Origin of the sequence: Pseudomonas sp. BP11-1-1, from assembly GCF_052112105.1 — a bacterium.
In the GTDB taxonomy this organism is placed as follows: Bacteria; Pseudomonadota; Gammaproteobacteria; order Pseudomonadales; family Pseudomonadaceae; genus Aquipseudomonas; species Aquipseudomonas alvandae.
On record NZ_JAUTYU010000005.1, the window covers coordinates 184,262 to 207,739 of the forward strand.

Below are 23,478 nucleotides of genomic sequence, written 5' to 3' on the forward strand. Positions count from 1 at the left end.
CACAGGGAACACAAGGAGGATGCATTCCAATGTGGGAGCGAGCTTGCTCGCGATGAGGCCCTGACAGGCACCGCAGGGCTCAACCATTGCCTGGCACATCCGGCCAAAGGTCCGCCACCAGGAATGCCCGCTCGGCTTCTTCCCATTCGCCCTCGGCATTCTCGGTCAGACGCACCATCAATTGCGCCGGTGCCATCGGGTCGAGGGCGGTTCGCCAGGCGTCCAGTTGCGCCTCGGCCCACACCTGCTCCGCAGGGTAATGGGCCGGCGCGAGCCAGGCGGCGCGGGGCAGGGGTTGCCAGTGCCCAGGCGGTCGCTGGGCGACGAATCCGGACCAGTCGCGCTGGTGCAGCCAACGGCCGCGCAAATGCCTGGGGTGCGCGCCGCTCGGTGGTTCGGCCTCGCCCGGCCACGGGTAAAGCAGGTATCCACCGAGCCAAAGGTGCGAGCGAAACGATTCGATGCCCAGCGCCGCCAAGGCCTCACGGCTCTCTGGGCGTGCGGAAATCGGCAATTGGTGCTCATGCAGGTGCGCCAATTTACGGTCCAGGCGATCATGGCAGCCGGGGCCGAGCCATTGCGCAGTGTCGAGCCCGTTGCCTTGCTGCGGACCCAGGTACAGCTTGATCGCCAGCTCCAGGTGATGAACACCTTCGCCGTCACGCAGCAGCAAATCCAACTCCCCCAGCGTATGACCCTCGCGACGAATCGGCAGGTTCGCCGCGATCCATTGGATGCCCGGTGCGTGCTGCACGGCAAATTGCCACAACCGTTCGTAATACAGGCCCAGGCGCCGTGTCCGGCCCTGGGACAGGCATTGCAGCAGCGGGTAGCTGTCGCGGTCCAGTTGGCGCAGCCAGTGTTCCAGCCGGTGCGGCTGCTGCACCCAGTCGCTGCCCGCCAGGGGATGACGCTGGGGCCAAGGGGTGTCGATGAGCATCGGCGGCGCGATGATCACCCACGCCAAGTCCCTCACTTCGGGATGGCGCAGGCGGCGGGGCAGGTCGAGTAATTCAGGGAACAGGATCATCTTGCGAGCATAGCCGTTGCGCTGGAGGCTTAAAGAATTTTGTCTATGGAGCGCTTTCGCCCATAATCGGGTTTTTCGCCCGTCGCAGACCCTCGCAGGAGCCCCATGGAGCAATTTCGCAATATCGGCATCATCGGTCGCCTGGGCAGTTCACAGGTGCTGGACACCGTTCGCCGTCTCAAGCGCTTCCTCCTGGAGCGGCATCTGCACGTGATCCTCGAAGACACCATTGCCGAAGTGCTGCCCGGTCACGGCCTGCAAACGTCGTCGCGCAAGATGCTCGGCGAAGTCTGTGACATGGTCATCGTCGTCGGTGGCGACGGCAGCCTGCTGGGCGCCGCCCGGGCCCTGGCGCGGCACAACATCCCGGTACTGGGGATCAACCGTGGCAGCCTCGGCTTCCTGACGGATATCCGCCCTGACGAGCTGGAGGTCAAGGTCGCCGAGGTCCTGGACGGTCACTACCTGGTGGAGAACCGTTTCCTGCTGCAAGCCGAGGTCCGTCGTCACGCCGAGGCCATCGGCCAGGGCGATGCCCTCAACGACGTAGTGCTGCACCCTGGCAAGTCCACGCGGATGATCGAATTCGAGTTGTACATCGACGGCCAGTTCGTCTGCAGCCAGAAGGCCGACGGCCTGATCGTCGCCACACCGACCGGTTCCACGGCCTATGCGCTGTCGGCCGGCGGGCCGATCATGCATCCCAAGCTCGACGCTATTGTGATTGTGCCCATGTACCCCCATACCTTGTCTGGGCGACCCATCGTGGTCGATGGCAACAGCGAGCTGAAAATCGTCGTGTCCAAGGATATGCAGATCTACCCGCAAGTGTCGTGTGACGGCCAGAACCATTTCACCTGCGCGCCGGGTGACACCATCACCGTCAGCAAGAAAGCCCAGAAGCTGCGCCTGATCCATCCGCTGGATCACAACTACTACGAAGTCTGCCGGACCAAGCTCGGCTGGGGCAGTCGTCTGGGGGGTGGAGGCGACTGATGCTCGATCCCGCGCGCAGTTACGACCTGATCGGCGACGTGCACGGATGCGCCTTGACCCTGGAACACCTGCTGGACCGACTCGGTTACCACAAGCAGGGTGGGGTCTGGCGGCATCCGTCGCGCATGGCCGTGTTCCTGGGCGACATCATCGACCGTGGCCCGCGGATTCGCGAGGCGCTGCACATCGTCCATGACATGGTCGTGGCTGGCCAGGCGCTGTGCATCATGGGCAACCACGAATTCAACGCCCTGGGTTGGAGCACGCCGGCATTGCCGGGCAGCGGCCAGCGCTACGTGCGCGAACACACGCCGCGCCATGCCCGCCTGCTCAACGAGACCCTGACCCAATTCGAACAGCACCCTGGCGACTGGCAGGATTTCCTCAAGTGGTTCTATGAGCTGCCGCTGTTTGTCGATGCTGGCCGTTTCCGCGTGGTTCACGCCTGCTGGGACGCGGGCCTGATCGAGCCGCTGCGGGGCTTGTTCCCGGATGGCTGCATCGACGAGCATTTCCTCCAGGCGTCGGCCGAGTCGGGCAGTTTCGCCTGTACCGTGTTCGACCGTCTGTTGCGTGGCACCGACATGCGTCTGCCCCACGGCATGACCCTGACGGGCGGCGACGGCCTGACGCGGGCGTTCTTCCGCACCAAGTTCTGGGAAGACAACCCGCAGACCTATGGCGACATCGTCTTTCAGCCCGATGCGTTGCCAGAGCCGGTGGCGCGCACGCCATTGACCCCGGACGAGAAAAACAACCTGCTGCGCTACGGCGTCGATGAGCCGATGCTGTTCGTCGGGCATTACTGGCGCAGCGGCAAGCCCGCGCCGATCCGCCCGAACCTGGCGTGCCTGGACTACAGCGCGGTGCTCTACGGCAAATTGGTCGCCTATCGCCTCGACCAGGAAACCCGCCTCGACCCGCACAAGTTCGTCTGGGTCAACGTCGAGCGACCGGAGGTGGTGCGATGAGTGCCGTCGCCGTCCTGCGCTTGCCCCTGGGCGTGGACCTGAGTGGTTTCGTCAAGTTGCTGCACCGCATGCAAGTGCCCCATCGGGTCAGCGAAGAGGCCGGTGAGCAGGTGCTGTGGGTGCCGGATGAAATCAGCGAGGACGTGCGTTCGTTGTACGAGCGTTTTCCCGCTGGCGACCCCGACCAACAGCTGGAACTTCCGGACCTGGGCGGCACGTCCCGGCGCCCCGGGTTCGTCGCGCAGATGACCCGCAGCCCGGTGACGGCCCTGGTGCTGTTGCTGAGCCTGATCGTCAGCGCCGTCACGCTGCTGGGGGAGAATCTCGAAACCTTGCGCTGGTTGACCTTCCTGGAGTTTCGCGTGGTTGGCGACTACATCCAGTTCACGCCGTTGGCCGATAGCCTGGCGGCGGGGCAGTGGTGGCGCCTGGTGACGCCGATGCTGATCCACTTCGGCTTCCTGCACATCGCCATGAACGGCATGTGGTATTGGGAGCTGGGGCGGCGGATCGAAGCGCGCCAGGGTGGCATCAACCTGTTGGGGCTGACGCTGCTGTTCAGCCTGGTCTCCAATTTCTGCCAGTATTTTTTCAGCGGTGCCACGCTGTTCGGCGGCTTGTCGGGCGTCTTGTACGGCCTGCTCGGGCATTGCTGGATCTACCAATTGCTCGCGCCGAACCCGGCGTATCGCTTGCCCCGTGGGGTATTGGTGATGATGCTGGTGTGGTTGCTGCTGTGCCTGTCCGGCCTGGTCTCGCTGATCGGTTTTGGTGAGATCGCCAACGCGGCCCATGTCGGCGGGCTGCTCGTCGGCTGCTTCACCGGGCTGTTGGGCGGGCTCTTCGCTCGCCGTAAAATGGCCCTCTGACTGGCGCCTGTGTCTATTTGAGAATGCGCGATTGCGCGGAGAACCCATGTCTTCCTTCAATGAAATGATCCAGAACATCACCCCCGACATCTACCGCAGCCTGAAGCTGGCCGTGGAAATCGGTAAATGGGCTGATGGCAACAAGCTCACCGCCGAGCAGCGCGAGCTATCCCTGCAGGCGATGATCGCCTGGGAAATCCAGAACCTGCCCGAAGAAGAGCGCACCGGTTACATGGGGCCCCAGGAATGCCAGTCTAAAGCCACCGAAGTGCCGAATATCCTGTTCAAGTCGGACGCCATCCATTGATCGAGATCGGCCGCGGTGCAATCAGCAAGATGTCGGCACGCCTGGACGGGCCGACCGTTCAATACGCCTTTCGCCTGGGCGATATCGAGGTGCCGGTCAATCCGTTGATCGGCAGCACGATTCGCCTGGAATTCCTCGGTGCGATCCATTGCACCCACTGCGGACGCCGGACCAAGACCAGCTTCAGCCAGGGCTATTGCTACCCGTGCATGACCAAGCTGGCCCAGTGCGACCTGTGCATCATGAGTCCCGAGCGTTGCCACTTCGACGCGGGCACCTGCCGTGATCCGGCCTGGGGCGAGCAGTTCTGCATGACCGACCACGTGGTCTACCTGGCCAATTCGTCGGGCGTGAAGGTCGGCATCACCCGCGCCACGCAACTGCCGACCCGTTGGTTGGACCAGGGCGCGAGCCAGGCCCTGCCGATCCTGCGCGTCGCCACCCGCCAGCAGTCGGGGTTTGTCGAAGACCTGTTCCGCAGCCAGGTGGCGGACAAGACCAACTGGCGCGCCTTGCTCAAGGGCGACGCGGCGGCGGTGGACTTGCCCGCCATCCGCGATTCACTGTTTGAAAGCTGCGCCCAGGGCTTGCAGGGGCTTCAGGAACGATTCGGCTTGCAGGCGATCCAGACCATAGCGGACGTCGAACCGATCGAGATCCGTTATCCGGTGCAGCAATATCCGGCCAAGATCGTCAGCTTCAACCTGGACAAGAACCCGATCGCCGAAGGCACGCTGCTGGGAGTCAAGGGCCAGTACCTGATTTTCGACACTGGCGTGATCAATATTCGTAAATACACGGCTTACCAGCTCGCCGTGCATCAGTAGAAGGATTCGACCCATGCGCACCGAACAACCGAAGATGATCTACCTGAAGGACTATCAGGCCCCCGAGTACCTGATCGACGAGACGCACTTGACCTTCGAGTTGTTCGAGGACCACAGCCTGGTCCATGCGCAACTGGTGATGCGCCGCAACCCCGAGCGCGGTGCCGGTTTGCCGCCGCTGGTGCTCGACGGCCAACACCTGGAGTTGCTGTCGATCAAGCTCGACGACGCCGACCTGGGGCAGGGTGACTATCAACTGGATGACAGCCACCTGACCTTGCAGCCCAAGGCCCAGGCTTTCACCGTCGACACCACCGTGCGCATTCATCCGGAAACCAACACCGCCCTGGAAGGCCTGTACAAGTCCGGCAGCATGTTCTGCACCCAATGCGAGGCCGAAGGCTTTCGCAAGATCACCTATTACCTCGACCGTCCGGACGTGATGAGCAAGTTCACCACCACCGTGGTGGCCGAGCAGCACAGCTATCCGGTGCTCCTGTCCAACGGCAACCCGATTGCCAGCGGCCCCGGCGAAGACGGTCGGCACTGGGCGACCTGGGAAGACCCGTTCAAGAAACCCGCCTACCTGTTTGCGCTAGTGGCCGGTGACCTGTGGTGCGTGGAAGACACCTTCACCACCATGACCGAGCGCACCGTGGCGCTACGCATCTATGTCGAGCCGGAAAATATCGACAAGTGCCAGCACGCCATGACCAGCCTGAAGAAGTCGATGCGCTGGGACGAAGAGGTGTACGGGCGCGAGTACGACCTCGACATCTTCATGATTGTCGCGGTCAACGACTTCAACATGGGCGCCATGGAGAACAAGGGCCTCAATATCTTCAACTCCAGCGCCGTGCTGGCCCGTGCCGAGACCGCCACCGACGCCGCGCACCAGCGGGTCGAGGCGATCGTTGCCCACGAATACTTCCATAACTGGTCCGGCAACCGCGTGACCTGCCGCGACTGGTTCCAGTTGTCGCTCAAGGAAGGTTTCACGGTGTTCCGCGACGCCGGTTTCTCGGCGGACATGAACTCGGCCACCGTCAAGCGCATCCAGGACGTGGCGTACCTGCGCACCCATCAGTTTGCCGAAGACGCCGGCCCGATGGCCCACCCGGTGCGCCCGGACAGCTTCATCGAGATCTCCAACTTCTACACCCTGACCGTGTACGAAAAGGGTTCGGAAGTGGTCGGCATGATCCATACCCTGTTGGGCGCCGAAGGCTTCCGCAAGGGCAGCGACCTGTACTTCGAGCGCCACGACGGCCAGGCTGTGACCTGCGACGATTTCATCAGGGCCATGGAAGACGCCAACGGGGTCGACCTGAGCCAATTCAAGCGCTGGTACAGCCAGGCCGGTACGCCACGGCTGACGGTCAGCGAGACCTACGACGCCGCAGCCAAGACCTACAGCCTGACCTTCCGCCAGAGCTGCCCGCCAACGCCGGACAAGGCGGAAAAACTGCCGTTCGTGATTCCGGTCGAGTTGGGCTTGCTGGCCAGCAATGGCGCCGAGATGCCCCTGCGCCTGAGCGGCGAAGCGGCGGCCAGCGGCACGACCCGGGTGATCTCGGTGACCGAAGCCGAGCAGACCTTCACGTTCGTCGATGTCGCTGAAAAGCCTCTGCCTTCCTTGCTGCGTGGTTTCTCGGCGCCGGTGAAGCTGAGCTTCCCATACGATCGCGACCAACTGATGTTCCTGATGCAGCACGACAGCGACGGCTTCAACCGCTGGGACGCCGGCCAGCAGTTGTCGGTGCAGGTGTTGCAGGAACTGATCGGCCAGCACCAGAAAGGCGAGAGCCTGGTGCTCGACCCACGACTGGTCAGCGCGTTGCGCACGGTGCTGTCGGACGATTCCCTGGATCAGGCGATGGTCGCCGAAATGCTCTCGCTGCCAAGCGAAGCCTACCTGACCGAAATCAGCGAAGTGGCGGACGTCGAGGCGATCCACGCCGCCCGCGAATTCGCTCGCCAGCAACTGGCCGACAGCCTGTTCGAAGCCTTGTGGCTGCGCTACGAAGCCAACCGCGACCTGTCCCGGCGCACGCCATACGTGGCCGAGGCCGAGCATTTCGCCCGTCGCGCGTTGCAGAACATTGCGCTGTCGTACCTGATGCTGACCGACAAGCCGGAAGTCTTGAGTGCGACGCTTGAGCAGTTCGACACCGCCGACAACATGACCGAGCGTCTGACGGCACTTGCCGTGCTGGTGAACTCGCCGTTCGAGGCCGAGAAAGCCAAGGCGCTGGAAGTGTTCGCGGAAAACTTCAAGGGCAACCCGCTGGTCATGGACCAGTGGTTCAGCGTCCAGGCGGGCAGCCCGTTACCGGGTGGGCTGGCGCGGGTCAAGGCGCTGATGGAGCATCCGGCGTTCAACATCAAGAACCCGAACAAGGTGCGGGCGCTGATCGGCGCGTTTGCCGGGCAGAACCTGATCAACTTCCACGCGGCCGACGGCTCGGGCTACCGCTTCCTGGCGGACCTGGTCATCCAGCTCAATGGCTTCAACCCACAGATCGCCTCGCGGCAACTGGCCCCGCTGACCCGCTGGCGCAAATACGACAGCGCCCGCCAGGCGCTGATGAAGGCCGAGCTGGAACGCATCCTGGCGTCCGGCGGGTTGTCGGCCGATGTGTTCGAGGTGGTGAGCAAGAGCCTGGCTTGACCGGGCTTCGCATTGCCTTTTGTGGCGAGGGAGCTTGCTCCCGCTGGAGGCCGTAGGACTCCCTTTACTTGGTTTACATGCCTTCACTGGCGAAACGAATCAAGATCAGGCCTGCTTCGCAGGCCAGCGGGAGCAAGCTCCCTCGCCACAGTCATCATTCTCACGAATATCTTCTGATTCACCCCTTCCCGTTATCCCCACGGTTAACAAAAGATAACGTGGCGTCGATTGTCAGACCTTTCGAAAGCCCGATAGGATAGGTTCCGCTTGCCAAGTGGCTCTAGATTGCAGGTTTCAGGGCTATGCTCCGAGACAGGCAACGTACCAGGCCATAACAATAATAATGGGGGTAAGGTCTATGAATGAGCCTGTCATGGCTGCGGGCCGCTGCCGGCCGCCGATGCTGCGCCGTGTCGCGTTGCTGGCCTCGGCGCTCTCGCTGCTGGGCTCTGTCGTGTTGTCCGCACCGGTGCTCGCGGTGGCGGCGTCGACGTCCGATGTCATCTATTCCGTCGAATCGGCCAAGGCCAGCAAGACCCTGATGCTCGATGTCGTCCATGCCGGCCAGCGCCTGGTGGCGGTCGGCGACCGTGGGCATATTGTCTATTCCGATGACCAGGGCATGTCCTGGGCCCAGGCCAAGGTGCCGACCCGTCAATTGCTCACCGCCGTGTTTTTCGTCGATGACAAGCACGGCTGGGCCGTGGGGCACGACGCACAGATCCTTGCCAGCGAAGACGGTGGCAGCACCTGGACCAAACAATTCGAAGACCTGCCCCGTGAAGCGCCGTTGCTGGATATCTGGTTCCAGGACGCCAGCCATGGATTCGCCGTGGGTGCCTATGGCGCGCTGTACGAGACCACCGACGGCGGAAAGCACTGGGAAGACGCCAGCGACCGCCTCGACAATGAAGACCAATACCACCTCAATGCCATCGCCGCCGTGAAGGATGCCGGGCTGTTCGTCGTCGGCGAGGCCGGCAGTATGTTCCGCTCCGCCGACTGGGGGCAGACCTGGGAAAAACTCCAGGGGCCGTATGAAGGCTCGCTGTTTGGCGTCATCGGCACCGCCCAACCTTCGACGCTGTTGGCCTATGGCCTGCGCGGCAATCTTTACCGTTCCGTCGATTTCGGCACGACGTGGGAGCAGGTCGAGCTCAAGGCGGCTCGTGGCGCGCTGGAGTTCGGCTTGTCGGGCGCGACGCTGTTGGCGGACGGCTCGATCGTGATCGTCGGCAATGGTGGCAGCGTGATCCGCAGCACCGACGACGGCGTGACGTTCAGTGTGTTCAACCGCCCCGACCGTATTTCCGTGGCGGCCGTCACGGCGGCGGGCAACGGCAACCTGATCCTGGCGGGACAGGGTGGCGTTCGCGCCACCACGTCCACTGGCGCCGAACTGAGCAAATGAGCCGGGCCTGTCAGACGGGCACAATAACAATAAGGCGGACCCCATGAGCAGTCATCACCAAGACAAGGCGACATTCCTCGAACGCCTGATTTTCAACAACCGCCCGGCAGTGATCGTCATTTGCCTGCTGGTCAGCATTTTCCTGTTCTGGCAGGCCACGCTGATCCGGCCGTCCACCAGCTTCGAAAAAATGATCCCCCTCGAGCACCCCTTCATCGAGAAGATGCTCGAACACCGCAACGACCTGGCGAACCTGGGCAACACGGTGCGCATCTCCGTGGAAGCCACTGACGGCGACATCTTCTCCAAGGATTACATGGAGACCCTGCGCCAGATCCACGATGAAGTCTTCTATATCCCGGGTGTCGACCGTTCCGGGCTCAAGTCGCTGTGGAGCCCGAGCGTGCGCTGGACCGAGGTGACGGAGGAGGGCTTTGCCGGCGGCGAGGTGATTCCCCAGAGCTACGATGGCTCGGCCGACAGCCTCGACCTGCTGCGCAACAACGTGCTCAAGTCCGGCCAGGTCGGGCGCCTGGTGGCCAACGATTTCAAATCGAGCATCGTCGACATTCCGCTGCTGGAGTCCTACCCGGACCCGCAGGACCAAGGCAAGTTGCTCGCCCTGGACTACCGCAAGTTTTCCCATGAGCTTGAAGACAAGATCCGCAACAAGTTCGAAGCCCAGAATCCCAATGTGCAGATCCACATCGTCGGTTTCGCCAAGAAAGTCGGCGACCTGATCGATGGCCTGGTCATGGTGGTGATGTTCTTCGGCGTGGCCTTCGTGATTACGCTGATCCTGCTGTACTGGTTCACGAACTGCATGCGCAGCACGGTCGCCGTGTTAAGCACCACCCTGGTGGCGGTGGTGTGGCAATTGGGGTTGATGCACGCGGCGGGGTTTGGCCTGGACCCTTACTCGATGCTGGTGCCGTTCCTGATCTTTGCCATCGGCATCTCCCATGGCGTGCAGAAAATCAACGGCATCGCCTTGCAATCCAGCGAGGCGGACAACGCCCTGACCGCAGCGCGACGCACCTTCCGCCAGTTGTTCCTGCCGGGCATGATCGCGATCCTGGCCGATGCCGTCGGTTTCATCACCCTCTTGATCATCGACATCGGCGTGATTCGCGAACTCGCCATCGGCGCCTCCATCGGCGTGGCGGTCATCGTGTTCACCAACCTGATCCTGCTGCCGGTGGCGATTTCCTACGTCGGCATCAGCAAGCGCGCCGTGGAGCGCAGCAAGAAAGACGCGACCCGCGAGCACCCGTTCTGGCGCACGCTGTCGAACTTCGCCAGCGCCAAGGTCGCACCGGTATCGATTGCCCTGGCCGTGCTCGCGTTTGGCGGCGGCCTCTGGTACAGCCAGAACCTGAAGATCGGCGACCTCGACCAGGGGGCGCCGGAGCTGCGCCCGGACTCGCGCTACAACCAGGACAACAATTTCATCATCAGCAATTACTCCACCAGCTCCGACGTACTGGTGGTGATGGTCAAGACGAAGGCCGAAGGCTGCTCGCGCTATGAGGCCATGGCGCCGATCGATGAACTGATGTGGAAGATGCAGAACACCGAAGGCGTGCAGTCGGCGATTTCCCTGGTGACCGTGTCCAAGCAAATGATCAAGGGCATGAACGAGGGCAACCTGAAATGGGAAACCCTGTCGCGCAACCCTGACGTGCTCAACAGTTCCATCGCCCGGGCCGATGGCCTGTACAACAACAGCTGTTCCCTGGCGCCGGTGCTGGTGTTCCTCAACGATCACAAGGCCGAAACCCTGGACCGCGCAGTGAAGGCGGTGCAGGACTTTGCCAAGGACAACAACCGCGATGGCCTGGAGTTCATCCTGGCTGCTGGCAATGCGGGCATCGAGGCCGCCACCAACGAAGTGATCAAGGAATCGGAATTGACCATTCTGGTCCTGGTTTATATCTGCGTGGCGACCATGTGCATGATCACTTTCCGTTCCTGGGCGGCGACGCTGTGCATCGTGCTGCCGCTCGTGTTGACGTCGGTGCTGGGCAACGCGCTGATGGCGTTCATGGGCATCGGGGTGAAGGTCGCGACCCTGCCGGTGGTTGCGCTGGGGGTGGGGATTGGCGTGGACTATGGCATTTACATCTACAGTCGCCTGGAAAGCTTCCTGCGCGCCGGCTTGCCGTTGCAGGAAGCGTATTACCAGACGTTGAAGTCCACTGGCAAAGCCGTGTTGTTCACCGGCTTGTGCCTGGCCATCGGCGTATGCACCTGGATCTTCTCGGCCATCAAGTTCCAGGCGGATATGGGCTTGATGTTGACGTTCATGTTGCTGTGGAACATGTTCGGCGCGCTGTGGCTGCTGCCGGCACTGGCGCGGTTCCTGATCAAGCCTGAGAAGCTGGCGGGGCAGAAGGGCAATTCGTTGTTTGCCCATTGATCGAGGATAGAACCGGCATAGCGAGCGCTGGTGGAAAACCCATGTGGGAGCGAGCTTGCTCGCGATAGCGGCGTGACAGTCAATGAAGGTGTTGAATGTCTGTCCGCTATCGCGAGCAAGCTCGCTCCCACAGGTTTTTATGTGCAGGCGATCACGGTGCCAACGGTAGGAACCTGCTTTGCGCCAGCGGTCTGCCAAGCTGCCCACGATGCACGTTCACCACCGCATACGGGCTGTCAGCCTTGGCAAGCAGCGAATGGTAGTGTTCCCGGCGTTGTTCCTTGATCTTGAGATGCGCGACGCTGTAATCGGTTTTCGGCGTGTCGGCCTTCTCATAATGAAAATGGGCGTACCAGAGGGGAAAACCGTTGCGGTCGTTGATGGCGTATTCCTGCAGGAAATCCTGGCGGGTTCCTTTCAACGCCTTGCGTTCGCCAAGTTTGGCGACCTGTATCAGGTTCTTTTCGAAGAGATACCGAAGGTTGCCGTCGGTGGGTGGCAGTAGCAGGCTCAATTCGGTGCGCAGGGCAGCGCCCCTGGCGGTCAGTTTGGAAATGGCATCGGCCAATTGCTGGCCCAGCGTCTGGTCCGCCGCTGTGCGAGGTGTTGTCGAGGCCGTGAAGGCCCGGTCAAGCTCATCGGAGAGCGCACGGAAGCGACTGGCTTCGTTGTTCATGATCTCCTCGATTTCTTGAGGATGACGGCAGAGTTTCTTGTAGCCTTCGGCATGTTGCAGGCGTTTTTCCAACTGACCCAGCAATTTCCGCGCATCGCCCTTGATCGCACCGACAGGTCTGGTCCTGGGGGCGGGTACCGGGGTTGGCTGGCGGATGTCAACGGGATCCCAGACGTCGTCGTGACGTGAATAGGTGGACAGTACTTGGTTGTCGACTTCGGAACGCAGTTCGACGACTTCTATTCCCAAGGTTGTACCCGCCGGCTTCAGGTCGCCGATCAGAACGCCATTCTTGCGAGTCTTGATCACCTTTTTCTTGAAACGCTCATGGGACGCTTCAGGACGTTTGGGCGGACTCACGTGTGGCGTTGGCTCGGGCTTGATCTCTGCGGCCAGTTTTTGGGACGCGTCCTGATACAGGCCATCGAGCAGTTTCAGCAGCTTGTCGAAGTAGGACTCGTTGAGGTCGTCAAAATAGAGGGCCTTCATGCCGTGCAATGCGTCCAGGGCCTCGCCATAGTGCTCCGTCAAGCTTTCCAGCACCTGGAATTGCTCCGTTGCGGACAGCTGGTATTGCTTGAAGTCGGAGTGGGAGCGAATCTGTTCACCCAAGGGTTTGATGATGCGATAGAGGCTATCGGGCAGGTCAGTCTCGGGATGTTTGATGGCCAGCAATGGAAGAATCGCCAACTGCATGGCTTTGGTGGACGTTGAGCTTCTTTCGTTCAACGGGCGGTCGCGGGTCAAGCGATCGAACGCCTGGGCGCCCACGGAGTCCAGGTTCAGCAACTCCTCCAGATACTTGTCCTTGAGCTCCAGCCAGTGGATTGCAAGATCATTGGCTTCGCATGTTGCTCGAAGAAACGCCAGGTAGCCCTTCATGTCCGAAGCCGCAGCTTTTTCGGCCTGCTTTCCCATGAATTGGGCATTGGCGCGATTGAGGGCCCTCCCGTCCATTTCGACCATCAAGAAGGCCTTGCGCGCATTGTTGATGACGTTTTCCATCAGATTGCGGATGTCCGCCGAGGGCAGGTCGATATTCAGCCTTTTACGTTCGGGCACGCTGTCCAGCAGCCCCACGTATTTGTCGATCTGTTCTTTGAGCAGGTCATGGAATATCTTTCGTTTGGACGCGCGTTGTTCCTCGGTGTAGGCGCTTCCTTCTTCCATCCTCGTCATGACGTTCTGGGCGATGTCCTGGGCCCTCTGTTGTTCAGCCTCCTGCGCCATGACGGTCATCAAATCGTTGAGCAGTTCGTCTTTCCTTTGGGCGTTGAGGCGCCTTTGCTCGGTGACGCGCTTGGGCATTCCGCCTCGCAAACGCAGCCGCAAATCCACGGACCAGATGCCTCGATCGTCCGATTGCAGCAACGGTCCCATTTGCGATGGACTTTGTGGGTCGACAATCATCACGCTGCCGTCCGCTTCCGGTGTCACTCGATAGAGGCGTTCTTCAACGAGCGCATGCCATCTGTGATCGATTACATACAGGCCGGTGAGCGGGCCGTAGTTGATCGGTTCGGGCAGCCTGGCGGGGCGCGGGACTTGCTTGCTATATAGGCGGGTGCGCTGCTCGGACGTCAGGCGATGGCGGGCGCTGGCGAAGCTGAAATCGAAGTTCGAGCCTGGACCCTCCGCCCCAGGCAGGGCGATGGGGGCTTCGAGTACTTCGGGAGAGGCGGGCGCAGGCCATTGCTCGGCAACAATGCGCTTGGCGGGGGGTTGCATAGCCTGGTTCTTCGTTTCAGCGGACACGAGGGGACGGGAAGGCGCGCGGATGGCGTGGAATTGGCTCACCAGCATGGCCAGATTAACCAGGAAGTCGACGGCGGCCTGTTCCCTGGTGGCTGGGTCTTCGCTGTTCAAGGCGGGGATATCCTGGCTCGCACTGGCCATCAGGCTCCACAGCCAGACGCTGGCCATCGCCGGGCCGCGCAGCAGGGGAAACAGCAGTGTATTGAACAGCAGGCTGCCACCCTTCAGGAGCACTGCCCAGCGGCTTTCGCTGTTGGAGACAGAGTTTCGGTCGGCCTGGCTGATGAGGGCCCGGGCATTGCAACCGTAGAGATATTCCATCAGTTTGCCGTTGCGCAGGTATTGCAGCAGTTCATCTTCATTACTGTCGATGGCGAGCGTGGCCGGGGCGGGTCTTTCGGGCACGCTGAATTCGTCGCCCTGGAAGAAATGAACAATGTGTGGCTCCGCGAAGCCACCGTTGGCATACACCGGGCGTGCGGTATCGGACATCCAGGTCAACACGCTGCCCTGCAAATCCCCGGCGCTGGCAATGGCCTGCAGCATTGCCTGGCGCGTCGCAAACTCCAGCAACGAGGGGGCGTACAAGGGGCGATACAGCAAATGCGGACCGGTTTGAGCGTCTTGCGCCTCGACAATGAACATATTGGTCACGACGTCGGGCCTGGCCTGAGGCTTGCGCAGGAAGGCCAGGTGACGAATGACCACGGCACGCCCGCCGACCTGCTGACTCTCGGCGTCGGGCTGAAGAACCGCCTCTATCAGGCTCAGCCCTTGGCGGGTCATGCCGTTTTTGTTGTCGAGCATCTGTTGCAGCGCCTCGAGCGGCAACTGTGCCGGGATCTGTTCGGCAAACATCCGCTGGTAGTCCTGCGCTTGAGGTGAGTCGCTCAACAGTTCGTCTTGCAGGTAGCGAGGGTAAGTGGTGCCGATATCGACCTGTTCGACAAGCCCGCCTCGGCGGGTAATGAGGTCGGGCGTCAACCATGCGGGCAGCGTCCGGCCTTGGCGATGGCTGAGCTTGAGATTTCCACTGGGGCGAGCGACGAGATTGTCGATGGCCAATCGAGTCAGGCTCATGGTCCTTTTTTCGCTGATGCCAGCGGTCCCGGGAAACCCGGCCGAGACGGTGAAGATCAGTTCCACATCGTCGGGGTGAAAATGACTTGGGAGAGCCTTGGTCGGACTGCTGTCGTTGATTTTCTCCATTCGCGCAAGCAGTGCGTCGGCTGTGAAAGTCTTGATGTCGCGGAAATGGGTTCGGTCCTGGTCGCGTTTCTTCACGCTGGCCAGCGCCAGGCTGTAGCGCTGGAATTTCGTTCGGTCGGCGAGGGAGGCATTCTTCAGCCATTCGGGCAACAGCGGTTCAAGTTGTGTCGATGCTTGAGGCGCGAGACGTGGGACATCGCCTAGAGAGTAGGCGGGGTCGCTCAGCTCGTCATAGAGAGCCTTGAGGTTCGGCAGGCCGATCCGGGCGGGCAGCTTTACCGTCCGCAGATCAGTCAGTTGTTGCTCCAATATCATGGCCGCCTGGATATCGAAGGCGTCGCCGCTGATCTCGTGGCGTTGGCAGGTAACGGTGTCGACGATGTAATGCTTGGCAATCTGCGCGCGCCAATGGCTGTCGAAAGCCTGGATCGACTCGAAGGACTGCACGGTGCTGCCGGGCTTGGAAAGCAAAATGAGCAGCCCGTCGCGGGTGTAATGAAGCATCAGGATTCCACTGCTGGGCAGCACGGTGCGGGTGACGCCCTGGGTGATGATGCTCTCCAGGTGGTAAACATAGACGGGTGACGCATTTTGCTTGAAGCGTTGGTCACGGTCTGGCCAGCGGACGACCTGATCCAGGGCCCCGCGTTCCGGCTCACTCAGTCCAGCCTGTTGCAACCCCCGGACATGCAGCATGTTCTTGAGGGTGTCGCTGAGCCATTGCCAGCGGCTGATACGGCTGCCGGATTCGCCTTGGGGCGCACGGTCAATGTCGGTATTCCAATAACGGATCAGGGCATCTGCCAGGCCGATGGGTACCGTCCAAGGCAGCTCTGATAAACAGTCTTCGATGACTTTTATGTCCAGGCGCGCATCGTCCGCCCGCAGCCGACGTGGGGCGTCGTCGCTGAGATAGCAGTCGTAACTTCCCTGCGAACTGAAATCGATGGGCGTGCCGAGGGCGAGGTAATCAAGCACCCGGGGCATGAAGGGTTGAAAGTGCCAGGTACGTGCGTTCATATCCGGAGACGCGAGTTGGGTCTTGGACAGATCAATGTTCAACGTCGGGTACTTGGTGTTGATGGCTTGTTCGAGCAAGCGTTGCGCGACCTGCTCGAAGGTCGGGCGGTCGGCGAATGGCTGGCTGACGTTTTGCGCAAGCGCGGACGGGCCGCCAGTTGGGGAAGGCGAGGTCATAAAAATCCTTTTCCTTGACTATGGTCGTCGGGATGACGACGAATCCAGTGTCGGGATTTCAATCCTCTGCGTGCGGTATATAGGTACTACCCCGTAGGGCATGCGTTGTGTCAGGCGCGGTCGGGGTCGCTGCCCAGCACCACATTCAAAGCGCTGCGGGCATCGTCCAGTTGCACCAGCGTGGCATGGCGAGCGCCGAGGGCGTCGCGGTTCTCGATGGCGGTGAGGATCGCCTTGTGCCGCGGCATCGCCAGCTCATGCAGGTTGGGCCGCTGGTTGGAGTGCTTGAGGGCTTCGGCGATCGCCACGGACAACATATTGCAGAGGTTGGCGAGCAGGTCGTTGTGGGTGGCGTCGGCGATGCGGCTGTGGAAATCCAGGTCCGGTTGCAGCAGGGCTTCGGGGGTCGGGGCCGCCTCCATGCGCTGGTAGGCTTCGTTGATCGCGGCGATGTCTTCATCGGTGGCGAACTGGGCGGCGAGGGCAGCCGCCGCCGGTTCGATGATGCTGCGCACGCTGGTGAGCAGGCCGAAAAATTCGTTCTGCGGGCTGCTCTGCATCAGCCAGTGCAGCACGTCCGGATCAAGCATGTGCCATTCCCGCCGGGCCTTGACCACCGTGCCCACGCGAGGACGCGAATACACCAGCCCCTTGGCGACCAGCACCCGCGTGGCTTCGCGCAGTACCGGGCGACTGACCGCGTACTCTTCGCACAACAAGGCTTCGGCGGGCAGTTTGTCATCCGGCTTGAAGCGCCCGGAGACGATCTGCATGCCCAGTTCCTGGACGATGCGCGCATGCATGCTTTTGCGGTCGGAGGGTTTGCGGTAATCCATGGGACGCGGCGCGATCCTGTCGGCGAGGGGAGTGCTGCGCATGATAGCAGGCGCGGCGATGGCGGGTCGCTAGTGCGAGTTTTCGGATAGATGCAGATCCCTTGTGGGAGCGAGCTTGCTCGCGATAACGGTGGGTCAGTCAGCAATGATCCGGCTGATCCGACGCCATCGCGAGCAAGCTCGCTCCCACAGGGAGGTGACGGGGTCAGTGAGAGTGACGCGGCACCTCGGCGCCGCGGCAGCCCACCAGGAAGTCGAAGTCGCAACCCTGGTCCGCTTGCAGCACATGGTCGATGTACAACTGGCGATAGCCGCCCACCAACAATTGTTGCGGTGGCGCGAGGTCGGCCAGGCGCGCGGCGAGTTCGGCGTCCGGGATGTCCAGGTGCAGGCGGCCGCTGGCGCAGTCGAGTTCGATCCAGTCGCCTTCTTTCACGGCGGCCAAAGGTCCGCCGGCCGCGGCTTCCGGTGCCACGTGCAGGACCACGGTGCCGTAGGCGGTGCCGCTCATGCGTGCATCGGAAATACGCACCATGTCCGTCACGCCCTGGGCCAGCAGCTTGGCCGGCAAGCCCATGTTGCCGACTTCGGCCATGCCTGGATAACCTTTCGGCCCGCAGTTTTTCATCACCAGGATCGAGTCGGCGTCGACATCGAGCTCCGGGTCGTTGATCCGTGCCTTGTACTCGTCGAAGTTCTCGAACACCACGGCACGGCCACGATGCTGCATCAACTCCGGCGTGGCGGCGGAAGGCTTGAGCACCGCGCCGAGTGGCGCCAGGTTGCCGCGCAATACGCAGATGCCGCCGTCGGCACGGATCGGGTTGTCCAGGGTGCGGATGACTTCGTCCTGGCCGTAGATCGGTGCGTCCTTGGTGTTTTCGCCGAGGCTCTTGCCGTTGACCGTCAGTGCGTTCGGGTGCGGGATCAGGTTCGCTTCGCCGAGACGACGGAGCACGGCGGGCAGGCCACCGGCGTAGTAGAACTCTTCCATCAGGAAGCGCCCGGACGGCTGCAAGTCGACGATGGTCGGCATGCCGCGGCCGATGCGGGTCCAGTCGTCGAGGTCCAGTTGCACGCCGATGCGTCCGGCGATGGCCTTGAGGTGGATCACCGCGTTGGTCGAACCGCCAATGGCGGCGTTGACGCGGATGGCGTTTTCGAAGGCTTCCTTGGTCAAGATCTTCGACAGTTTCAGATCTTCACGGACCATTTCCACGGCACGCATGCCGGACATGTGGGCGAGCACATAACGACGGGCGTCCACTGCCGGAATCGCGGCGTTGTGGGGCAGGGAGGTGCCGAGGGCTTCGGCCATGCACGCCATGGTCGACGCCGTGCCCATGGTGTTGCAGGTGCCGGCCGAGCGGGACATGCCGCCCTCGGCCGCGAGGAAATCATCGATGGTGATGGTGCCGGCCTTGACCTGTTCGCTCAACTGCCACACCACGGTGCCCGAGCCGATGTCCTGGCCCTTGTGCTTGCCGTTGAGCATCGGCCCGCCGGTGACGACGATGGCGGGCACGTCGCAGCTGGCGGCGCCCATCAGCAAGGCCGGGGTGGTCTTGTCGCAACCGGTGAGCAGCACTACGCCGTCGATCGGATTGCCGCGAATCGCCTCTTCCACGTCCATGCTCGCCAGGTTGCGCGTCAGCATGGCGGTGGGGCGCAGGTTCGATTCGCCGTTGGAGAACACCGGGAATTCCACCGGGAAGCCCCCGGCCTCGATCACGCCGCGCTTGACGTGTTCGGCGATCTGCCGGAAGTGCGCGTTGCACGGCGTCAGCTCCGACCAGGTGTTGCAGATACCGATGATCGGCTTGCCGTGGAACTGATGGTCGGCAATGCCCTGATTTTTCATCCAGCTGCGGTACATGAAGCCGTTCTTGTCGGCAGTGCCAAACCATTGGGCCGAGCGCAGGGAGGGTTTCTTATCAGACATGATCGATTCTCTTATTGTATGACTATATTGTTCGAGCTGAAGCGTAACATAAGCGCAATTTGCGCGGTTTGGAAGTGTTGTTGGGTAAATAGTATTACTATATAGTCCGATTCAACGGAGGGGTTGTCCTGGCGGTCATTCGCGAGAGAAATCCCCCGAGGTTCTATAACAACAACAATCGGAGACCGGTCCCATGAGCCAGGAATTGCGGCTTATACGTCGCATCACCCTCAAACTGATTCCCTTCCTGATCCTGCTGTACCTGATCGCCTACGTGGACCGCTCTGCGGTGGGCTTTGCCAAGCTGCATATGGGCGCCGACATCGGCATCGGCGACGCCGCCTACGGCTTGGGCGCGGGGCTGTTTTTCATTGGTTACTTCCTGCTGGAGATTCCCAGCAACCTGATGCTGGAACGCTTCGGTGCGCGGCGCTGGTTCGCCCGGATCATGATCACCTGGGGCGCCATCACCATCGGCATGGCCTTTGTGCAGGGCCCGCACAGTTTCTATGTGATGCGCTTTTTGCTGGGCGCGGCCGAAGCCGGATTCTTCCCGGGCGTGCTGTACTACATCACCCAATGGTTCCCGGTGCGCCATCGCGGCAAGATCCTCGGCCTGTTCATTCTTTCCCAACCCATCGCGATGATGATCACCGGCCCGGTGTCCGGTGGCTTGCTGGGCATGGACGGCATCCTTGGCCTGCACGGCTGGCAGTGGCTGTTCATCGTCATCGGCCTGCCGGCGGTGCTGTTGACCTGGCCGGTGCTGCGCTACCTGCCGGATGGCCCGCAACAAGTGAAATGGATGGACCAGGCCGAGAAGGACTGGCTGACCGGCGAGTTGCAGAAAGACTTGCAGGAATACGGCCAGACCCGCCACGGCAATCCGCTGCATGCGCTGAAGGACAAACGTGTGTTGCTGCTGGCGCTGTTCTATCTGCCCGTGACGTTGAGCATCTACGGGCTGGGCCTGTGGTTGCCGACGCTGATCAAGCAGTTCGGTGGCAGCGACCTGGTGACCGGTTTTGTCTCTTCGGTGCCGTATATCTTCGGCATCATCGGCCTGCTGATCATTCCGCGCAGCTCCGACCGCTTGAATGACCGCTACGGTCACTTGGCCGTGTTGTACGTGCTCGGTGCCATCGGCCTGTTCCTCAGCGCCTGGCTGTCGGTGCCGGTGTTGCAACTGGCGGCGCTGTGCCTGGTGGCGTTCGCGCTGTTTTCCTGCACGGCGGTGTTCTGGACCTTGCCAGGGCGGTTCTTTGCTGGCGCGAGTGCGGCGGCGGGCATTGCGCTGATCAACTCGGTGGGCAACCTCGGTGGCTACATCGGACCGTTCGTGATCGGTGCGCTGAAGGAGTACACCGGCAACCTGGCTTCGGGGCTGTATTTCCTGTCCTGTGTGATGGTGTTTGGCCTGGTGTTGACTGGCGTGGTCTATCGCCTGCTGGAGCGCAAGCATGTGCTGCCGGCGGACCAGTTTGCGGCGAGCGCCCGGGGGGCGACGCGTACTTGAACTTATTGCAATTGTGGAAGAGAGCTTTTGTGGCGAGGGAGCTTGCTCCCGCTCGACTGCGCAGCAGTCGCAAAACACGCGCTGTGTTTTGCCTGAATAAATGCGGTGCCTGGAGTTGGGGGGGGGGCTTCGCCCCCCAGCTGGAGCAAGCTCCCTCGCCACAAAAGCCTGCTACGCCTATTCATGTTTTTGTTTACAGGGAGAAAACCCATGCGTTTAGTTCAGTTCGAATTGAGTCACGGCGAGCGCCGCGTCGGTGTCGTTGATGGCGATCAAGTGCGCGAAGTACAGGGCCCCAACACGGTGCGTGAGCTGGCGCTGGCCGCTATCGAAGCGGGCGTGAAGCTTGAGCAGCAGGTGAACGGTTTGGGCCTTGGAGCGAGCCATGACTACGCTCAGTTGCTCGGCGAGCTGCGCATCCTGCCGCCGTTGGACCACCCGGACCCGGCGCACCTGTTGGTCAGCGGCACCGGCCTGACTCACCTCGGCAGCGCCTCGGCCCGGGACAAGATGCACCAGCAGGCCGGCGACGAAGCGACGATGACCGACACCATGCGCATCTTCAAGTGGGGCGTCGAGGGTGGCAAGCCACAGGCCGGGCAGGCCGGCGTGCAACCGGAATGGTTCTACAAGGGTGACGGCAGCATCGTGGTCCGCCCGGGCCATCCGTTCCCGCTGCCACCGTTTGCCGAAGACGCTGGCGAAGAGCCGGAGATCAGCGGCCTGTACGTCATCGGCCACGACGGCAAGCCGTATCGGCTGGGCTTTGCGGTAGGCAACGAATTCTCCGACCACGTCATGGAACGCAAGAATTACCTGTACCTGGCCCATTCGAAACTGCGCAGTTGCAGTTTTGGTCCGGAACTTCGCGTGGGTGAACTGCCTCAACATCTGTCCGGGACCAGTCGTATCCTGCGCAACGGCGAAGTGCTGTGGCAGAACGAATTCCTCAGCGGCGAGGCGAACATGTGCCACAGCCTCGAAAACCTGGAATTCCACCACTTCAAGTACAGTCAGTTCCTGCGTCCGGGGGACGTACACGTTCACTTCTTCGGCACCGCGACGCTGTCGTTCGCCGACGGCATCCGCACCCAGCCGGGGGATGTATTCGAGATCAGCCAGGCCGAGTTCGGCGCGCCGCTGGTCAATGGCATTGCCCCGGTGGACGCGGTATTCAATCCGGGTACTATCGGCACACTTTGAGAGGAGACTTGCGATGAACCAGATCCTTGGCCACAACTACATCGGCGGGGCGCGCAGCGCGGCCGGCCAGACTCGCCTGCAGAGCGTCGACGCCAGCACCGGCGAGGCATTGCCCCATGATTTCGTCCAGGCCACGGCACAAGAAGTCGACGCCGCCGCCAAGGCCGCTGCGGCGGCTTATCCGACGTATCGCAGCCTGAGTGCGGCGCGTCGGGCCGAGTTCCTCGACGCCATCGCCGATGAACTGGACGCCCTGGGCGATGAGTTCGTCGCCGTGGTCTGCCGCGAAACCGCCTTGCCAGCCGCCCGGATCCAGGGCGAGCGCGGTCGCACCAGCGGGCAGATGCGCCTGTTTGCCAAGGTCCTGCGTCGTGGCGACTTCTACGGCGCCCGCATCGACCGCGCCTTGCCGGAGCGCACGCCACTGCCGCGTCCGGACCTGCGTCAATACCGCATCGGTCTCGGCCCGGTGGCGGTGTTCGGTGCCAGCAACTTCCCGTTGGCATTTTCCACGGCCGGTGGTGATACAGCGGCTGCGTTGGCCGCCGGTTGCCCGGTAGTCTTCAAGGCCCACAGCGGCCACATGGCAACCGCCGAGCACGTGGCCGATGCGATCATCCGCGCGGCAGAGAAAACTTCGATGCCTGCGGGTGTGTTCAACATGATCTACGGCGGTGGCGTCGGCGAATGGCTGGTCAAGCATCCGGCGATCCAGGCCGTCGGTTTTACCGGCTCCCTCAAGGGCGGGCGCGCCCTGTGCGATATGGCCGCCGCGCGGCCCCAGCCGATCCCAGTGTTTGCCGAAATGTCGAGCATCAACCCGGTGATCGTTTTGCCACAGGCCTTGAAGAACCGTGCCGAGAGCGTTGCCCGCGACCTGACCGCTTCGGTGGTGCAGGGTTGCGGCCAGTTCTGCACCAACCCCGGCCTGGTGATTGGCATTTGCTCGCCGGAATTCACCGCTTTCACCCAGCAGGTGGCTTCGCTGATCGGCGACCAGGCACCGCAGACGATGCTCAACGCCGGTACGCTGCAAAGCTACGGCAAGGGTTTGCAGAAACTCCTGGCTCACCCAGGCATCGAGCGTCTGGCCGGTCGCGACCAGCAGGGCAATCAGGCCCAGCCGCAATTGTTCAAGGCTGATGCCAGCCTGCTGATCAACGGCGACGAGGCCTTGCAGGAAGAAGTCTTCGGCCCGACCACGGTGTTCGTCGAAGTGGCGGACCAGGCGCAACTGACTGCTGCCCTGAACGGCCTGCACGGCCAACTCACCGCGACGATGATTGGCGATCCGGCGGACTTCGAACAGTTCGGCGAATTGACACCGTTGTTGGAACAGAAAGTCGGTCGTATCTTGCTCAACGGTTACCCAACCGGCGTCGAGGTGTGTGATTCGATGGTCCATGGCGGCCCTTATCCAGCGACGTCCGATGCCCGTGGTACCTCGGTGGGCACGCTGGCGATCGATCGCTTCCTGCGTCCGGTGTGCTTCCAGAACTACCCGGACAATCTGTTGCCGGAACCGCTGAAGAACGCCAACCCGCTGGGGATCCTGCGGTTGGTGGATGGGGTGCCGGGGCGCGAGGCGCTTTGAGAGTCAGGCAGTTCCATTGAGGTTGATGGACTGCCGTCATCGCGAGCAA

General features: G+C 62.0%; 15 protein-coding genes. 11 read left to right on the plus strand and 4 right to left on the minus strand.

Annotated elements, in window-relative coordinates; translation table 11 throughout:
* Nucleotides 1–79: 79 nt before the first annotated feature.
* Nucleotides 80–1,030 carry a DUF1853 family protein gene (locus Q7C33_RS13250; RefSeq protein WP_407683517.1) on the minus strand — a complete coding sequence of 317 codons (951 nt, stop codon included), beginning with the start codon at nucleotides 1,028–1,030 and terminating at the stop codon, nucleotides 80–82.
* Between the two features lie 105 nt (nucleotides 1,031–1,135).
* Here Q7C33_RS13250 and Q7C33_RS13255 point away from each other — a divergent pair, with 105 nt between their 5' ends.
* The 8 genes from Q7C33_RS13255 to Q7C33_RS13290 all read left to right on the plus strand — a co-directional run bounded on the left by Q7C33_RS13255 (nucleotide 1,136) and on the right by Q7C33_RS13290 (nucleotide 11,501).
* Nucleotides 1,136–2,026, plus strand: coding sequence for an NAD(+) kinase (locus Q7C33_RS13255; protein ID WP_030142621.1), 891 nt, complete (start codon nucleotides 1,136–1,138; stop codon nucleotides 2,024–2,026).
* Complete coding sequence (locus Q7C33_RS13260; protein ID WP_407683596.1) at nucleotides 2,023–2,997, plus strand: metallophosphoesterase; 975 nt, start codon at nucleotides 2,023–2,025, stop codon at nucleotides 2,995–2,997. The genes Q7C33_RS13255 and Q7C33_RS13260 overlap by 4 nt, the downstream gene beginning before the upstream one ends.
* A complete protein-coding gene (locus tag Q7C33_RS13265; protein ID WP_407683518.1) occupies nucleotides 2,994–3,866 on the plus strand; it encodes a rhomboid family intramembrane serine protease in 873 nt (290 codons plus the stop codon). Before Q7C33_RS13260 ends, Q7C33_RS13265 begins: the two co-directional genes overlap by 4 nt.
* 46 nt (nucleotides 3,867–3,912) lie before the next feature.
* Nucleotides 3,913–4,173, plus strand: a complete 261-nt coding sequence (locus Q7C33_RS13270; protein WP_030142618.1) for a YeaC family protein — start codon at nucleotides 3,913–3,915, stop codon at nucleotides 4,171–4,173.
* On the plus strand, nucleotides 4,170–5,000 hold the full coding sequence (locus tag Q7C33_RS13275; RefSeq protein WP_407683519.1) for a DUF2797 domain-containing protein: 831 nt from the start codon (nucleotides 4,170–4,172) through the stop codon (nucleotides 4,998–5,000). Before Q7C33_RS13270 ends, Q7C33_RS13275 begins: the two co-directional genes overlap by 4 nt.
* Before the next feature lie 13 nt (nucleotides 5,001–5,013).
* Nucleotides 5,014–7,671 carry an aminopeptidase N gene (pepN, locus tag Q7C33_RS13280; RefSeq protein WP_407683520.1) on the plus strand — a complete coding sequence of 886 codons (2,658 nt, stop codon included), beginning with the start codon at nucleotides 5,014–5,016 and terminating at the stop codon, nucleotides 7,669–7,671.
* 358 nt (nucleotides 7,672–8,029) lie between these two features.
* Nucleotides 8,030–9,082, plus strand: a complete 1,053-nt coding sequence (locus tag Q7C33_RS13285) for a WD40/YVTN/BNR-like repeat-containing protein (RefSeq protein WP_407683521.1) — start codon at nucleotides 8,030–8,032, stop codon at nucleotides 9,080–9,082.
* A 43-nt stretch (nucleotides 9,083–9,125) separates the two neighbouring features.
* Nucleotides 9,126–11,501 carry an efflux RND transporter permease subunit gene (locus Q7C33_RS13290; protein WP_030142614.1) on the plus strand — a complete coding sequence of 792 codons (2,376 nt, stop codon included), beginning with the start codon at nucleotides 9,126–9,128 and terminating at the stop codon, nucleotides 11,499–11,501.
* A 151-nt stretch (nucleotides 11,502–11,652) separates the two neighbouring features.
* Here Q7C33_RS13290 and Q7C33_RS13295 read toward each other — a convergent pair whose 3' ends face one another.
* From Q7C33_RS13295 to Q7C33_RS13305, 3 genes are all read right to left on the minus strand, one after another.
* Nucleotides 11,653–16,338 carry a dermonecrotic toxin domain-containing protein gene (locus Q7C33_RS13295; RefSeq protein ID WP_407683522.1) on the minus strand — a complete coding sequence of 1,562 codons (4,686 nt, stop codon included), beginning with the start codon at nucleotides 16,336–16,338 and terminating at the stop codon, nucleotides 11,653–11,655.
* Nucleotides 16,339–16,448: 110 nt separating this feature from the next.
* The gene (locus Q7C33_RS13300) at nucleotides 16,449–17,174 is read right to left on the minus strand and encodes a FadR/GntR family transcriptional regulator (RefSeq protein ID WP_202335017.1); all 726 of its coding nucleotides are present in this window, start codon (nucleotides 17,172–17,174) and stop codon (nucleotides 16,449–16,451) included.
* A gap of 205 nt (nucleotides 17,175–17,379) precedes the next feature.
* Complete coding sequence (locus tag Q7C33_RS13305; protein WP_030142611.1) at nucleotides 17,380–19,116, minus strand: IlvD/Edd family dehydratase; 1,737 nt, start codon at nucleotides 19,114–19,116, stop codon at nucleotides 17,380–17,382.
* 193 nt (nucleotides 19,117–19,309) lie between these two features.
* Here Q7C33_RS13305 and Q7C33_RS13310 point away from each other — a divergent pair, with 193 nt between their 5' ends.
* From Q7C33_RS13310 to Q7C33_RS13320, 3 genes are all read left to right on the plus strand, one after another.
* Nucleotides 19,310–20,632 carry an MFS transporter gene (locus tag Q7C33_RS13310; RefSeq protein WP_030142610.1) on the plus strand — a complete coding sequence of 441 codons (1,323 nt, stop codon included), beginning with the start codon at nucleotides 19,310–19,312 and terminating at the stop codon, nucleotides 20,630–20,632.
* 210 nt (nucleotides 20,633–20,842) lie between these two features.
* The gene (gene araD1, locus Q7C33_RS13315; protein WP_258650660.1) at nucleotides 20,843–21,835 is read left to right on the plus strand and encodes an AraD1 family protein; all 993 of its coding nucleotides are present in this window, start codon (nucleotides 20,843–20,845) and stop codon (nucleotides 21,833–21,835) included.
* Nucleotides 21,836–21,848: 13 nt separating this feature from the next.
* Complete coding sequence (locus Q7C33_RS13320; RefSeq protein WP_407683523.1) at nucleotides 21,849–23,429, plus strand: aldehyde dehydrogenase (NADP(+)); 1,581 nt, start codon at nucleotides 21,849–21,851, stop codon at nucleotides 23,427–23,429.
* The last annotated feature ends 49 nt before the right edge of the window (nucleotides 23,430–23,478 follow it).

Excerpts from the sequence above, each read along its gene's own strand:
- Q7C33_RS13290 (WP_030142614.1), top strand. The coding sequence starts at position 9,126 with ATGAGCAGTCATCACCAAGACAAGGCGACATTCCTCGAACGCCTGATT.
- Q7C33_RS13285 (WP_407683521.1), top strand. The coding sequence starts at position 8,030 with ATGAATGAGCCTGTCATGGCTGCGGGCCGCTGCCGGCCGCCGATGCTG.
- Q7C33_RS13320 (WP_407683523.1), top strand. The coding sequence starts at position 21,849 with ATGAACCAGATCCTTGGCCACAACTACATCGGCGGGGCGCGCAGCGCG.
- Q7C33_RS13295 (WP_407683522.1), bottom strand. The coding sequence starts at position 16,338 with ATGACCTCGCCTTCCCCAACTGGCGGCCCGTCCGCGCTTGCGCAAAAC.
- Q7C33_RS13300 (WP_202335017.1), bottom strand. The coding sequence starts at position 17,174 with ATGGATTACCGCAAACCCTCCGACCGCAAAAGCATGCATGCGCGCATC.
- Q7C33_RS13250 (WP_407683517.1), bottom strand. The coding sequence starts at position 1,030 with ATGATCCTGTTCCCTGAATTACTCGACCTGCCCCGCCGCCTGCGCCAT.
- pepN (WP_407683520.1), top strand. The coding sequence starts at position 5,014 with ATGCGCACCGAACAACCGAAGATGATCTACCTGAAGGACTATCAGGCC.
- Q7C33_RS13270 (WP_030142618.1), top strand. The coding sequence starts at position 3,913 with ATGTCTTCCTTCAATGAAATGATCCAGAACATCACCCCCGACATCTAC.
- Q7C33_RS13310 (WP_030142610.1), top strand. The coding sequence starts at position 19,310 with ATGAGCCAGGAATTGCGGCTTATACGTCGCATCACCCTCAAACTGATT.
- Q7C33_RS13265 (WP_407683518.1), top strand. The coding sequence starts at position 2,994 with ATGAGTGCCGTCGCCGTCCTGCGCTTGCCCCTGGGCGTGGACCTGAGT.
- araD1 (WP_258650660.1), top strand. The coding sequence starts at position 20,843 with ATGCGTTTAGTTCAGTTCGAATTGAGTCACGGCGAGCGCCGCGTCGGT.
- Q7C33_RS13305 (WP_030142611.1), bottom strand. The coding sequence starts at position 19,116 with ATGTCTGATAAGAAACCCTCCCTGCGCTCGGCCCAATGGTTTGGCACT.
- Q7C33_RS13255 (WP_030142621.1), top strand. The coding sequence starts at position 1,136 with ATGGAGCAATTTCGCAATATCGGCATCATCGGTCGCCTGGGCAGTTCA.